Raw genomic sequence first — 13961 nt, 5'->3', positions numbered from 1 at the left:
GTCAGGCCGCGCCGTCTTGCTCCTCGCCCCGCCCCGAGGTCAGCCGTGCCGCCGAGGCGATCGCGGCGCGGGCCTCGTGTTCCGGCAGTCCCGTGCGGACGGCGGCGGCGGTGAGCTTGTCGGCCAGGGCGTCGCCGAAGCCGTGCTCGTAGGCGCGGCAGGCCGCCCAGAACAGGCGGGTGTTGCGCTGGCCCTCGTGGGCGGCCAGCACGAACTGGATCAGGCCCTCCCCGCGGCGGGCCGCGGTGGCCGGTGCGCCGGGGCCCGAGCCCGTGCCGGTGACCGGTTCGGACGTGGTGCCGGAGGCCGGGCTCGTACCCGTGCGCGGGGTGCGGCCGGGCGGTGGGGTCAGGAGGCGGAGCAGGGCGCGGGGACAGGGGGCCGGGGTGAGGTGGGCGGTGCCGGGGGCCAGGCGGTAGCGGCCGTGGGCGGTGACCGAGCCGGGGCCGACCAGGTAGCCGCCGCTGCCGCGGATGTCGATGCCCGGGGCGAGGCGGCCGGCGGAGTTGGGGACCGTGGCGTCGGCGGGGCCGGTCAGCCAGAGGTGGCGGCCGCCGCTCGGGGTGAGCACCGTGACCGTCGGCGGGATGGTGAACAGGTGCTGGAGGGCCAGCTGCCGCAGCGCGCCCGCCGCGTCGCTGCCGTACGCGGGGTCGACGTCCAGATCGATGCCGATGAGGCGGTGCGGGGCCCGTCCGCAGGCGATGCCGTAGCCGGTGGCCCGGGGGGCGGCGGCGAAGAGGGCGCGGACGGCCGCGGGGTCGGTCGTGGCGTCGTGCACCCCGTGTCCCGGCAGCCCGCACTCTCCCCGGCAGTGCGTCGATGGCTGCTCGCCCCGGTGCGGCGAGCGCAGCGCGGGGAGCTTGCTGGCGGAGAGCGGGAAGACGGGGAGGCCGCGCCCGGCGGCGGCGAGGGCGTGGGCGAGGGCCAGGGTGGGGGTCTGCCGGTCGATGGTGGCCATGGAACCATTTTCGTACACGCGTTCGAATAAGGGAAGGGGGGAGGGGTGTGGGGTGGGGTGGAGGCGTTCGGGAGGGGCGGGTGGCGGAACGCTTCTTCCCGGGCGTGCCAACGGGTCGTCGAGGTCGCTTCGCTGACCTGGACTTTCGCGCGGCTTGGGAGGTTTATCCGCTCTTCGTCATACGTGAGGGGGAATCGGGAGGTGGGGAGGGGTTCGCCGGGGGCGTGCTGGGCAACTCTGGTCTCGCGACGTTGTGAACAGCACCGGGGTGGTTGGCCAACTCCCCCGGGACCAGCCGAATATGAAGCCGCAATTCCGTTTCCTGGAGGAAATGACATGGCAAGTATCCGTACCGCTCGTGCCCTCGCCGCTGTCGCCGCGCTGCCCCTGACCGTCGCGCTCTGCGGCGGTGTCGCCATGGCGGACAACGGCTCCTTCGCGAACGACGGATCGAACGCGGCTGTGGCGACGGTCGGCGGCAGCGGTGTCGGCGGCAACAACGCCGGCAACTCCTCCACGACCCAGCAGCAGGCGGTCGGGACCGGTGCGTCGAACCAGAACACGTCCGCCCAGGTGAGCAATTCGGCCTTCGTGCCGATCGACCAGTCGGACCACAGCGTCGCGGTGAACTTCACGCCCATCTTCTGGTGATCCTCCTCGGGTGACACGGCCGTCGGGACCTCCCGGGGGGTGGGTTCCGGCCGACCGAACGGCAGCCCGCGCGAAGGCACTCAGGTGTCCTCGCGCGGGCTGTCGCCGTCTTGACAGGGGTCATTATCTGACGGACAGTCAGAAACGTCGGAACGTGGGCCGCCGGTCACCGGGTACATCGGTAGCCGGACGGGAGCGCTCCGGCTTTTCCGTATCCGCAGCTCTGGAGGCCCTCCGTGCATCTCGCTCCGACGGAACGCCAGCAGCGGCTCCGTGCCGAACTCCGTTCGTATTTCCGCGCGCTGCTGCCCGATGCGGCGGGCGGAGGGACGGGGGAAGGCAAGGGGAAGGGGGAGAGCGGGGGCGGAGGGCCGGACGCGGTCGAACAGCGGCGGCTGCTCCGCCGGATCGGCGCCGACGGCCTGCTCGGCCTCGGCTGGCCCGAGGAGTACGGCGGCCGGGGCCGGGGCCCCGACGAGCAGTTCGTCTTCTTCGACGAGGCGTACCGGGCCGGCGCCCCCGTCTCCATGGTCACGCTCAACACCGTCGGCCCGACCCTGATGGCGTACGGGACCGAGGAGCAGAAGGCGTACTTCCTGCCCCGCATCCTCGGCGGCGACCTCGTCTTCGCGATCGGCTACAGCGAGCCCGATGCCGGTACGGACCTGGCGGCGCTGCGGACCCGTGCCGTGCGGGACGGCGACGACTGGGTCATCGACGGCCAGAAGATCTTCACCAGCAACGCCCAGCAGGCGGACTGGATCTGGCTCGCCTGCCGTACGGACCCCGAGGCCCCCAAGCACCGCGGCATCTCGATCGTCCTGGTGCCCACGGACTGCCCCGGCTTCTCCTGGACGCCGATCCGTACGGTGGGCGGGGTCACCACCACCGCCACCTACTACGACGGCGTACGCGTCCCGGCCACGAACCTCGTCGGCGAGGAGAACGGCGGCTGGAAGCTCATCACCAGCCAGCTCAACCACGAACGCGTCGCCCTGGCCGCGATCGGCATGCAGGCCGAGGACTTCTACGAGGAGGCACTCGCCCACGCCCGTACCCCCGATCCCGTGACCGGGCGCCGCCGGATCGACGAGCCGTGGGTGCGCGCCCGGCTCGCGGAGGCGTACGCCCGGCTCACGGCGACGCGCTTGCTGAACTGGCGGCTGGTCGACGCCGTCGGCGCCGGAGCACCCGCCCCCGGAGAGGCCAGCGGGGTGAAGTTCGCGGGCACCGAGAGCGCGGTCGAGGTCTACCGGATGTGCCAGGAGGCCGTCGGGGACGCCGCCCTGCTCCGGGGTGGCTCTCCCGGCTGCTTCGGGCCCGGCGGTGAGCTGGAGCGGATGAACCGCGCGGCGCAGATCAACACCTTCGGTGGCGGTGTCGGCGAGGTGCAGCGCGAGATCGTCGCCACGGCCCGGCTCGGGATGACCCGGAGCAAGCGATGAGCGCGCGGGAGTACGAGGTCGATTACGAGGTCGAGATCGAGTACGAGAGCCAGCAGCGCGACGCGCGCGAGCACGAGGTCCGTGACGCGCGGGATGACGAGGGCCGGGAGCGTGAGGTCCCGGCGCATGACGGCCAGGTGCGTCAGGCGCATGACGACCGGGATCAGCTGTACGAGCGGCTCGCCGCCTACGAGGGCCGCGCCGCCGCCACCGGGGGCAGGGGCAAGGACCCGGTCAACGAGCCCATGATCCGGCACTGGTGCGAGGCGATGGGCGACACCTCGGCCGCCTACCGGGGCCCGGACGCCGTCGCCCCGCCCACGATGCTCCAGGCGTGGACGATGGGCGGGCTCTCCGGGCACACGGACGGAACGGGGCGCTCCGCGGCGTACGACGAGATGTTCGCCCTGCTCGACGGCGGCGGCTACACCTCCGTCGTCGCGACCGACTGCGAGCAGGAGTACGCGAGCCCGCTGCGCCCCGGCGACCGGATCACCTTCGACACGGTCATCGAGTCCGTCTCCCGGCGCAAGACGACCAAGCTCGGCACCGGCTACTTCGTCACCACCCGCACGGACGTCCGCGCCGACGGCGAGCCCGCCGGAACGCACCGCTTCCGCATCCTCAAGTACCGCCCCGCACAACGGGAAAAGCCCGTTGATCCTCCTCTGCGGCCCCGGCCCGTGATCAATCGCGACAACGCCGGCTTCTGGGCCTCAGTCGCCGACCACCGGCTCCTCATCCAGCGCTGCACCGACTGCGCGACCCTGCGCCTCCCCTGGCTGCCCGGCTGCAACGCCTGCGGCGGCGCGGAGTGGGACACGGTCGAGGCGGACGGGCGGGGCACGGTCTTCAGCCATGTCGTGATGCATCACCCGCCGTTCCCCGCCTTCAGCCCGTCCGGCGAGGGCGGACCGTACGCCGTCGCGCTGATCGAACTGGCCGAGGGCGTCCGCATCGTCAGCAACGTGATCGGTGTGCCGTACGACAAGGTCCGCGTCGGCATGCCCGTACACCTGGAGTTCCTCGTCACGGACCCCGACCTGGAACTGCCCGTCTTCCGGGCGAGCGAAGGCGGTTGAGATGGACTTCACCCCGAGCGAGGAGCAGTCCGCCGCACAGGGACTGGCCGCGCGCATCTTCGGCGACCTGTCCACCCACGAGCGGCTCGCGGCGGCCGGCACGGGCACCGACGCGGAACTGTGGAAGGAGCTGTGCGCGGCCGGACTGCCCGGCGCGGTCGAGGACATCGGGCTGCTCGGCCTCGTCCTGCTCCTTGAGGAACAGGGCCGGACCACCGCGCAGGTCCCGTTCGCGGCCACCTGTGTGTACGGGCTGCTCGCGGTCGCCGAGCACGGCGCGCCCGAGCAGCGCGAGCGCCTGCTCCCCGGTCTGCGTGACGGTACGTCGGTGGCGACCGGCGCCTTCCCGGCGCGGGGCGGCATACACACGTCGGACGGGGCGCTGTACGGGGCCGTGCCCTGGGTGCCCTGGCTGCGCGACGCCACCCAGGTGCTGGTGGCGGACGCCGACCGGGCCCTGTGGATCGTCGAGGCGGGCGCGCCGGGCGTGGCCGTGGTGCCGGTGGAGACGACCGCGCCCTGGGCGGCGGGACGGCTGGTTCTCGACGGCGTACGCGGGGAGCGTCTGGGGGGCGGGCCGGAGGCGTACGCGGCCGTCCTCGCCACCGCCCGTACCGCGTTCGCCGGACTCCAGGCCGGGGTGTGCGCGGGCTCACTCGCCCGCGCGGTCCACCACACCGTCACCCGCGAGCAGTTCGGGCGCCCGCTCTCCACCAACCAGGGCGTCCTGCTCCGCGCCGCCGACGCCCACATGGATACCGAGGCGATCCGGGTCACCGCGTACGAGGCGGCCTGGCGGCGGGACGACGGACGGGAGTACGGGGCAGCGGCGCTGACCGCCGCCTGGTGGGCCTCGGAGGCGGGCAAGCGGGTCGTCCACGCGGGCCAGCATCTGCACGGCGGCACGGGTGCCGACCTCGACCACCCGGTCCACCGGCATTTCCTCTGGGGCCGTCAGCTCGACGCGTATCTCGGCTGCGGCAGCGAAGTCCTGGAGGAACTGGGCCTGTTGCTCGCGGAGAGCGGTCGGGAGGACGCGTCGTGACGTACACGTACCGCGTCGGTGATGAGCTGCCGCCCCTGGAGATCCCGCTGACCCGGACCCTGATCGTCGCCGGGGCCATCGCCTCGCGCGACTACCAGGACGTGCACCACGATGCTGACCTGGCCCGGGAGAAGGGCTCCCCCGACATCTTCATGAACATCCTCACCACCAACGGGCTCGTCGGCCGCTACATCACCGACCACTTCGGCCCGAACGCCGTTCTCCGCAAGGTCGCGATCCGCCTGGGCGTTCCCAACTACCCGGGGGACATCATGCGGTTGACCGGACGCGTCACCGAGCTGACCGGCGAAGAGCCCGTACGCGCGACGATCACCGTCACCGGCGACAACGGCATCGGCCGCCACGTCACCGGCACGGTCATCGTGACCCTGCCGGCCCCGAGCGACGAAAGGCCCGGAGCATGAGCATCCGCAGGGCCGACTCGCTCGGCGGGAAGGCCGCGATCGTCGGCATCGGGGCCACCGAGTTCTCCAAGGACTCCGGCCGCAGCGAGCTGAAGCTGGCCGTCGAGGCCGTCCGCGCCGCCCTCGACGACGCGGGTCTCACCCCCGCCGACGTGGATGGGCTCGTCACCTTCACCATGGACACCAGCCCCGAGATCACCGTCGCCCAGGCGGCCGGCATCGGCGAGCTGTCGTTCTTCTCCCGGATCCACTACGGCGGCGGCGCGGCCTGCGCCACCGTGCAGCAGGCCGCCCTCGCGGTGGCGAGTGGGATCGCGGACGTCGTCGTCTGCTACCGGGCCTTCAACGAGCGCTCCGGCCGCCGCTTCGGCTCCGGCGTCCAGCGCCGCGAGCCCACCGCCGAGGGGGCGGCGCTCGGCTGGAACCTCCCCTACGGGCTGCTCACCCCGGCCTCCTGGGTGGCGATGGCGGCCCAGCGCTACCTCCACGCGTACGGCCTCGACCCGGAGGTCTTCGGGCATGTGGCGGTGGTCGACCGGCTCCACGCGGCGCGGAACCCGGCGGCGTACTTCTACGGGAAGCCGATCACGCTCGCCGACCACGCCGCGTCCCGCTGGATCGTGGAGCCGCTGCGGCTGCTGGACTGCTGCCAGGAGACGGACGGCGGCCAGGCCCTCGTCGTCACCAGCCTGGAGCGCGCCCGCGACCTGCCCCGACCGCCCGCCGTCGTCGTCGCGGCGGCCCAGGGCGCGGGCCGGTCGCAGGAACAGATGACGAGCTTCTACCGGGACGGGCTGACCGGCCTGCCGGAGACCGCCGTGGTCGCCCGGCAGCTCTGGCGCAGCTCCGGACTGTCGCCGGCCGACATCGACGTGGGCATCCTCTACGACCACTTCACCCCGTTCGTCCTGATGCAGCTGGAGGAGTTCGGTTTCTGCGGCCCCGGGGAGGGCGGGGCGTTCGTCGCTGCGGACGCGCTGCCCCTGAACACCCATGGGGGTCAGCTGGGGGAGGCGTACCTCCATGGGATGAACGGCATCGCGGAGGCCGTCCGGCAGATCCGGGGGACCTCGGTGAACCAGGTGGCGGGGGCGGCGAGGTCGCTGGTCACGGCGGGTACGGGGGTTCCGACGTCGGGCCTGGTCATCGGTGCGGACGGCTGAGCGGCGAGGCCCGGCCGCGGGGGGCTCTCGGGGGCGGACCCTTACGGCCGGGCGGAGGCCCGTCCACCTTCAGGAGGTGCAGGGTGCACACCCCCTACAACCTGAGGCGGACGAGCCTTCGGGACCTGGGGGCGATCCCCTCGGCGGTGCCCGCTCCTAGCGTGGAGTACATGACCACGCCAGTCTGCACGGGCGCCTCCAGGGCGGCCTCTGCCACCGCCGCCGGCCACCCCCACGCGCCCTACGCGTCGTTCTCCTCGTACGTAAGGGCCCGTGGACCGGTCCTGCTGCGTACCGCGCGCTCGCTCACCGCGAACCCGTGCGACGCGGAGGACCTGCTGCAGACCGCGCTCGCCAAGACGTACGTCGCGTGGGAGCGGATCGAGGACCACCGGGCGCTGGACGGCTACGTCCGGCGGGCGCTGCTCAACACCCGCACCTCGCAGTGGCGCAAGCGCAAGGTCGACGAGTTCGCGTGCGAGGAACTGCCCGAGCGGGAGGCCTTTCCGGCGCCGGACCCGGCCGAGCAGCAGTCGTTGCACGACGCGATGTGGCGAGCGGTGCTCAAGCTCCCGGACCGCCAGCGCGCGATGGTCGTCCTGCGCTATTACGAGGACCTGAGCGAGGCCCAGACGGCGGAGGTGCTCGGCGTGTCGATCGGTACGGTCAAGAGCGCCGTCTCCCGTGCCCTCGGCAAGCTCCGCGAGGACCCGGAGCTGACGCCGGTCCGCTGATCCGGGCGGCCCGGCACGCGATCCGGACGACCCGGAAGGCCCTGCCACGTGTTCCGCCTATGTTCCGCTACCGGTCCGACGCAGGGTCCCGGAGCAGGCTCCCCGGCAGGAATTCTCCCGCGAGTAGTGACATACCGCGTGGTATGTGCGCAGAATCAGCGGAACCTTACTGCCGCGTAGCGCCTACCGGGAGGACGCCGTGCTGAGCACCATGCAGGACGTACCGCTGACTGTCACCCGCATCCTGCACCACGGGATGACGATTCATGGGAAGTCGCAGGTCACGACCTGGACCGGCGAACCCGAGCCGCATCGTGCCACCTTCGCCGAGATCGGCGCACGCGCCACCCGGCTGGCCAACGCGCTGCGCGACGAGCTGGGCGTCGACGGCGACCAGAGGGTCGCGACGCTCATGTGGAACAACTCCGTCCACGTCGAGGTGTACCTCGCCATTCCCTCCATGGGCGCCGTGCTCCACACCCTCAACCTCCGGCTGCCGCCCGAGCAACTCGCCTGGATCGTCAACCACGCGGACGACAAGGTGGTGATCGTCAACGGCTCGCTGCTGCCGCTCCTCGTGCCGCTGCTGCCCCACCTGCCGAGCATCGAGCACGTGGTCGTGTCCGGCCCCGGCGACCGCTCCGCCCTCGCCGGCGTCACGCCGCGCGTGCACGAGTACGAGGAACTGATCGCGGGCCGCCCCACCACCTACGACTGGCCGGAGCTGGACGAACGCCAGGCCGCGGCCATGTGCTACACCTCCGGCACCACGGGCGACCCCAAGGGCGTCGTCTACTCGCACCGCTCGATCTACCTGCACTCGATGCAGGTCAACATGACCGAGTCGATGGGGCTGACCGACAAGGACACCACGCTGGTCGTCGTGCCCCAGTTCCATGTGAACGCCTGGGGCCTGCCGCACTCCACGTTCATGAGCGGCGTCAACATGCTCATGCCGGACCGCTTCCTCCAGCCCGCTCCGCTCGCCGACATGATCGAGAGCGAGCGCCCGACGCACGCCGCAGCCGTTCCCACCATCTGGCAGGGCCTGCTCGCCGAGGTCACCGCCAACCCGCGCGACCTCACCTCCATGGCCAACGTGACCATCGGCGGCGCGGCCTGCCCGCCCTCGCTGATGGAGGCGTACGACAAGCTCGGCGTCCGGCTCTGCCACGCCTGGGGCATGACGGAGACCTCGCCGCTCGGCACCATGGCCCACCCGCCCGCCGGCCTGAGCGCCGACGAGGAGTGGCCGTACCGGGTCACCCAGGGCCGCTTCCCCGCCGGGGTCGAGGCGCGGCTGGTCGGCCCCGGCGGCGAACACCTTCCGTGGGACGGCGAGTCGGCGGGTGAGCTGGAGGTCAGGGGCCCCTGGATCGCCGCCGCCTACTACGGCGGCGCCGACGGCGAGCACCTGCGCCCCGAGGACAAGTTCAGCGAGGACGGCTGGCTGAAGACCGGCGACGTCGGTGTGATCAGCACCGACGGCTACCTCACCCTCACCGACCGGGCCAAGGACGTCATCAAGTCGGGCGGCGAGTGGATCTCCAGCGTCGAGCTGGAGAACGCGCTGATGGCCCATCCGGACGTCGCTGAGGCGGCCGTCGTCGCCGTGCCGGACGAGAAGTGGGGCGAGCGGCCGCTCGCGACGGTGGTCCTCAAGGAGGGCGTCACCGGGACCGACTACGAGGCGCTGAAGGAGTTCCTCGCGGAGTCGGGCATCGCCAAGTGGCAGCTGCCGGAGCGCTGGTCGGTGATCGCCGCCGTCCCGAAGACGAGCGTCGGCAAGTTCGACAAGAAGGTGATCCGCAAGCAGTACGCGGAAGGCGAGCTGGACGTCACCCGGCTCTGAGGCTCCGGGCCTTCTCCTGTTTCACGTGAAACAGGGCGCGGGCGGTACGGGACACCCGTACCGCCCCCGCCCCTTTCTGCCCCCTGCGTCCGTCTAGTTGGTGCCGATCTTCGCCAGCAGGTCCACGATCCGCGACTGGACCTCGTCGCTGGTCGACCGTTCCGCCAGGAAGAGGACGGTTTCACCCGATGCGAGGCGCGGCAGCTCCGCCTGGTCCATCCCCGCCGAGGTGTAGACGACCAGCGGGGTGCGATTCAGCTGCCCGTTGGCCCGCAGCCAGTCGATGATCCCGGCGCGTCGGCGGCGTACCTGCATCAGGTCCATCACCACGAGGTTCGGCCGCATCCGGCCCGCCAGGTCGACGGCCTCGCTGTCCGTCGCGGCACGCGCCACCTGCATCCCGCGCCGCTCCAGGGTCTGCGTCAGCGCCACCGCGATCTCCTCGTGCTCCTCGATCAGGAGCACCCGCGAGGGGTGCTGCTCGCTGTCGCGGGGGGCCAGTGCCTTGAGCAGGACGGCCGGGTCGGCGCCGTACGCCGCTTCCCGGGTCGCCTGCCCCAGGCCGGCGGTGACCAGCACCGGGACCTCGGCCGCGACGGCCGCCTGACGCAGCGACTGCAACGCGGTACGGGTGATGGGGCCGGTCAGCGGGTCGACGAAGAGCGCGGCGGGGAACGCGGCGATCTGGGCGTCGACCTCCTCGCGGGAGTTCACGATCACCGGACGGTAGCCCCGGTCGCTGAGCGCCTGCTGGGTCGGCACGTCGGGCGCGGGCCAGACCAGCAGCCGGCGCGGGTTGTCCAGCGGCTCGGGCGGCAGCTCGTCGTCGACCGGGTGCGGGTGCGGCCGGTTGGCGACCTCGACCGCGCCTCCGGGCCCGTCCAGCGGCTCGGGACCCTCCGCCCCCTCGTCGGGCGCCCCTATGGCGTACGCGCGCCCCTCCGCGACGGGCTGCGCGAGCAGTTGCCCCTCACCGTAGGCGGCACCGGGCCCGCCCTGCGCCGGCTGGCCGGGCTGACCCGGCTGACCCGGCCGACCGGGCTCCTGCGCCTGGTCCGGCCCCTGGCCCTGGTCCTGGGGGTGGGTGCGGGGCTGGTGCTGCTGCGGCGCGGGCGCCTGCGCGGGGCTCGCCGCTCCGTCGGTGGCCCGGGCCGGGGAGCGGTCGCCCTCCGGCGGGGCGGCGAGCTTGCGGCGCCTTCCGGCCCCGCCGAGGCTCTGATGCGGCTGGTTCTGCTGATGCGCGAGGTGCTGGGCGAACGGCACGCCCTGGCCCAGCGTGCGCACGCTGAAGGCCCTCCCCTGCGTGGAGTCGGGGTTGCTGCCGTCCGGCATCGGCTCCTCGGCGGGCAGCGGCTGCCGCCGCGCGTCCGGGCCCGGGACGCCCGCGTCACCGTCGGCCGGGTGCGTCACCGGATCGGCGACGGCCGCGACGCCGGTGGTGTGGGCGGTCCGCCCGGCGCCGGTCTGCCCGGTGCCGGAGGGGACGTTCTGCCCGGTGTCGGGGTGGACGTTCTGCCCGGTGTCGCCCCACGGCGCGAGGTCCGGCGCCGGGCTCGGAGCCTGCGGTACGCCGCCGTCGTGCGGGCCGGGCGCGTGGGGTGCCGCTCCGGGGAGGCGGGGCGCGTGGGCCGCTCCGGGCGCGGCCGGGAAACCCTGCCCGGAGGTTCCGTCCGGCTGCGGGCCGGTGTGCGCCGGGGCGACGGGGTGCGCCTGCGGAGGCGTGTGACCGGCTTCCGGTGCGGTACGCGCGTGGTGCGCGCTCGCCCCGTCGCCGGGGGCCACCGGGGCGTCGGGGGCGAGCGGCGCCCGGTCCGCGTCGGCGGGCGGCAGGGCGAAGGCGGTGCGCGGCCCGGCCTCGGCCGCGGTGCGCTCCTGGGCGGCGGCCAGCGCGCGCCGGGCACGCCGCCCTCCGGGCTGCTGGGACTGCTCCGGCCCGGGCTGACCGCCGTTGCTTTCAGTTCCGCTGTTGCCGCTGTTGCCGCTGTTGCCGCTGTTGCCGGAGGCGAGGGCGGGCAGGGCGGGGCGGGCGGGCTCGCCCTCACGACGGGCCCGCCGCCCGGTGGGCGGCACGGGCTGCTGCGGGCTCAACGGGACGCCCTGCGGCGGCACGGTCTGCCCGAGCTGCGGGCGACCGCCGCCCTGGGCGTTCTCGGCCGCGGTGACGACCGACCCCTCGGAAGGGGCGGTGGGCGCCGGGGACGGGGCGGAGGTCAGGGCCAGCGCCCCCCGCTGCGGTGGCTGGGGCTGCTCCCGGGCGCCGTCGGCCGGCACCGTGCCCGGGGCCGCCTCGGCCGGGCTGGGCCGGCCGCGCCGACGCCCGGAACCCTCACCCTGCTGGGCCGGGATCAGCTCGGGAGCCTGCTGCTCCTCGGACGCGGCCGGCCCACGGCGCGCTCGCCGCCGCCCGGTCGGCTCGGCGGCCGGGCGGTCATCGGAAACGGGAGCCACGGCACCGACCGCGTTGTCGCCGACGCTCTCCGACGTACCGCCGGGGCTGTCCAGGAACGCGTCGGTGGAGGACCTGCGCGCCCGGCGCCGGCCGCCGCTGGTGACGCCCGGCGCTCCGAGCCCTTCGGGCGACGAGGAGGCGGCGGGGGGAGGTTCCGGCAGCAGGGCGGTGCCGTCCCTCTCCGGGGGCGCGATCGTGCCGGACGCGGTGCCGATGGGCAGGTCGAGCACGTACGCGCTGCCGCTCATGCCCGGCATCTCGTGCGTCTGGAGGACCCCGCCGTGCGCCCGGACGATGCCGCGCACGATCGGCTCGTGCACCGGGTCGCCCCCGGCGAACGGGCCGCGCACCTCGATCCGTACGACGTCACCGCGCTGGGCCGCGGCCACGACCACGGTGGAGTCGACATAGCCGCCCCCGGGCACGGCCCGGGTCTTGCCGGTCGAATCGACGCCGCAGACGTCCGCGACGAGGTGAGCGATGGCGGTCGCGAGCCGGGGCGCGTCGACCTCGGCCTCGATCGGCGGGGCGTGCACGGCGAACTGGGCGCGCCCGGGACCGATCAGCTCGACCGCCCCGTCGATACCGCCCGTGACGATGCCGTCCACCATCGCCGGGGCCTTGTGCAGCCCCTCCACCCCCGCGTCCAGGCGCTGGTACCCCAGCACGTTGTCGACGAGCGTGGTCATCCGGGCGTACCCGGCGGCGAGATGGTGCAGGATCTGGTTGGCCTCGGGCCACAGCTGCCCGGCCGGGTCGGAGGCGAGCGTGGACAGCTCGCCGCGCAGCTCCTCCAGGGGCCCGCGCAGCGAACCGCCGAGGACGGCGGTGAGCTGGGAGTGCTGGGCGCCCAGGGAGGCGAGGAGCTCGGCCTGCCCCTCGATCTCGGCGGCGTACCGCTCGCTGCGGTCGGCGATCTCGGCGGCGTGCGCCTCCTTCAGCGCCTCCAGCTCGGCGGCGTGCGCCTCCTTGAGCGCGGTGACCTCGGCGGAGTGGCTCGTGGTCAGCTCGGCGACGACGCTCTTGTGCTGCGCCGACAACTCCTCGTACGGCCGGCGGTCGGTGAACGTCATCACCGCGCCGACGAGCTGGTCCCCGTCCCGTACCGGCGCGGTCGTGAGGTCCACCGGCACCTGCGCGCCGCTCTTGGACCACAGCACCTGCCCGCGCACCCGGTGCTTGCGCCCGGACTTGAGGGTGTCGGCGAGCGGGGAGTCCTCGTACGGGAACGGCTCGCCCTCCGCCCGCGAGTGCAGGATCAGCGGATGCAGCTCCTGGCCGCCGAGGTCACTGGCCCGGAAGCCGAGGATCTGCGCGGCGGCGGGGTTGACGAGGACGACGCGCCCGTCGGTGTCCGTGCCGACGACGCCCTCGGAGGCGGCCCGCAGGATCATCTCGGTCTGCCGCTGCGAACGGGCCAGCTCCGCCTCGGTGTCGACGGTGCCGGAGAGGTCCCGCACGACGAGCATGAGCAGCTCGTCACCGGTGTAGCTGGAGTGGATGTCGTTGTACGCGGCCTGCCCGCTGTCGAGGCTCGCGCTGGTGACCTCGACCGGGTACTCGATGCCGTCGGTGCGCCGCGCGGTCATCCGCGTCGGCTTGGTCCTGCCCTGCTCGTCCGCAGCCTCGGGCCGGCGCATCGAACCCGGGATCAGCTTGGAGTCGAACTCCGGCAGCAGATCGAGCAGTCCGCGACCGACGAGCGCGGTGCCCGGGGTCTCGAACATTTCGAGGGCGATGGCGTTGGCGTTGACGACCGTGCCGTTGCAATTGACGAGCAGAAGCCCGTCAGGAAGGGCATCGAGTATGGCTGCGAGGCGAGCAGTGCCTCGGGATGGCCTGCTGCTCACGACGACGCTTCCTCCCTGATTACCGCACCTTGCCGACAGCGGGCCCCATCTTGCCCCTCGGGCCGCAGACTGTCACTGGAGGAGTCTAAGGGCAGGGGAGGCCCCAGGGGCGGCGGATGAGGGGGAGCTCTCACCAAGGTTCTGTGCGCGGCGTGTATGCCGCGGGCCCATGACGTGAGCGTCCGCGCACCCTGTGACGTGCGCGGACGCGCGGCTCGGCCAGGTCCTTCGGGGCGCGCGGGGCCCCCGGAGCCGTCTGCGGCGGATACGCGGAGGCGAACGCTTTTACGCCGGGGTCGACGGG

At 73.4% G+C, this 13961-nt stretch carries 10 protein-coding genes; 8 read left to right on the top strand and 2 right to left on the bottom strand.

The features are described 5' to 3' along the window. Position 1: 1 nt before the first annotated feature. Positions 2–961, bottom strand: coding sequence for a bifunctional DNA primase/polymerase (locus tag ACIQRW_RS08285; RefSeq protein ID WP_403756151.1), 960 nt, complete (start codon positions 959–961; stop codon positions 2–4). Positions 962–1297: 336 nt separating this feature from the next. Between ACIQRW_RS08285 and ACIQRW_RS08280 the strand changes: the two genes are divergently transcribed. The 8 genes from ACIQRW_RS08280 (at position 1298) to ACIQRW_RS08245 (ending at position 9358) form a co-directional block, all read left to right on the top strand. Further along, complete coding sequence (locus tag ACIQRW_RS08280) at positions 1298–1612, top strand: hypothetical protein (protein WP_069757555.1); 315 nt, start codon at positions 1298–1300, stop codon at positions 1610–1612. Positions 1613–1848: 236 nt separating this feature from the next. Continuing rightward, positions 1849–3057 (top strand): acyl-CoA dehydrogenase family protein, encoded by a 1209-nt coding sequence (locus ACIQRW_RS08275; RefSeq protein WP_403756149.1) that lies wholly within the window; start codon positions 1849–1851, stop codon positions 3055–3057. Further along, positions 3054–4139: a bifunctional MaoC family dehydratase N-terminal/OB-fold nucleic acid binding domain-containing protein gene (locus tag ACIQRW_RS08270; RefSeq protein WP_403756147.1), complete on the top strand. Its 1086-nt coding sequence runs from the start codon at positions 3054–3056 to the stop codon at positions 4137–4139. Before ACIQRW_RS08275 ends, ACIQRW_RS08270 begins: the two co-directional genes overlap by 4 nt. Position 4140: 1 nt before the next feature. After that, positions 4141–5184, top strand: a complete 1044-nt coding sequence (locus tag ACIQRW_RS08265) for an acyl-CoA dehydrogenase family protein (RefSeq protein WP_403756144.1) — start codon at positions 4141–4143, stop codon at positions 5182–5184. After that, positions 5181–5609, top strand: a complete 429-nt coding sequence (locus tag ACIQRW_RS08260) for a MaoC family dehydratase (RefSeq protein ID WP_403756142.1) — start codon at positions 5181–5183, stop codon at positions 5607–5609. The genes ACIQRW_RS08265 and ACIQRW_RS08260 overlap by 4 nt, the downstream gene beginning before the upstream one ends. Further along, entirely contained in the window at positions 5606–6772 is a 1167-nt protein-coding gene (locus ACIQRW_RS08255; protein ID WP_403756139.1) for a lipid-transfer protein, read from the top strand. The genes ACIQRW_RS08260 and ACIQRW_RS08255 overlap by 4 nt, the downstream gene beginning before the upstream one ends. A gap of 170 nt (positions 6773–6942) precedes the next feature. Continuing rightward, positions 6943–7506 carry a SigE family RNA polymerase sigma factor gene (locus ACIQRW_RS08250; RefSeq protein WP_012380021.1) on the top strand — a complete coding sequence of 188 codons (564 nt, stop codon included), beginning with the start codon at positions 6943–6945 and terminating at the stop codon, positions 7504–7506. 199 nt (positions 7507–7705) lie between these two features. Next, the gene (locus tag ACIQRW_RS08245; protein WP_403756136.1) at positions 7706–9358 is read left to right on the top strand and encodes a long-chain fatty acid--CoA ligase; all 1653 of its coding nucleotides are present in this window, start codon (positions 7706–7708) and stop codon (positions 9356–9358) included. Between the two features lie 93 nt (positions 9359–9451). On the opposite strand, the gene ACIQRW_RS08240 is transcribed toward ACIQRW_RS08245, so the two are convergent. Beyond that, the gene (locus tag ACIQRW_RS08240; protein WP_403756133.1) at positions 9452–13657 is read right to left on the bottom strand and encodes a PAS domain-containing protein; all 4206 of its coding nucleotides are present in this window, start codon (positions 13655–13657) and stop codon (positions 9452–9454) included. Between the last annotated feature and the right edge of the window lie 304 nt (positions 13658–13961).

Source organism: Streptomyces sp. NPDC091287, assembly GCF_044768525.1.
In the GTDB taxonomy this organism is placed as follows: domain Bacteria; phylum Actinomycetota; class Actinomycetes; order Streptomycetales; family Streptomycetaceae; genus Streptomyces.
This window is presented reverse-complemented; position numbering and strand designations above follow the sequence as displayed.

Excerpts from the sequence above, each read along its gene's own strand:
- ACIQRW_RS08285 (WP_403756151.1), bottom strand. The coding sequence starts at position 961 with ATGGCCACCATCGACCGGCAGACCCCCACCCTGGCCCTCGCCCACGCC.
- ACIQRW_RS08255 (WP_403756139.1), top strand. The coding sequence starts at position 5,606 with ATGAGCATCCGCAGGGCCGACTCGCTCGGCGGGAAGGCCGCGATCGTC.
- ACIQRW_RS08280 (WP_069757555.1), top strand. The coding sequence starts at position 1,298 with ATGGCAAGTATCCGTACCGCTCGTGCCCTCGCCGCTGTCGCCGCGCTG.
- ACIQRW_RS08265 (WP_403756144.1), top strand. The coding sequence starts at position 4,141 with ATGGACTTCACCCCGAGCGAGGAGCAGTCCGCCGCACAGGGACTGGCC.
- ACIQRW_RS08250 (WP_012380021.1), top strand. The coding sequence starts at position 6,943 with ATGACCACGCCAGTCTGCACGGGCGCCTCCAGGGCGGCCTCTGCCACC.
- ACIQRW_RS08270 (WP_403756147.1), top strand. The coding sequence starts at position 3,054 with ATGAGCGCGCGGGAGTACGAGGTCGATTACGAGGTCGAGATCGAGTAC.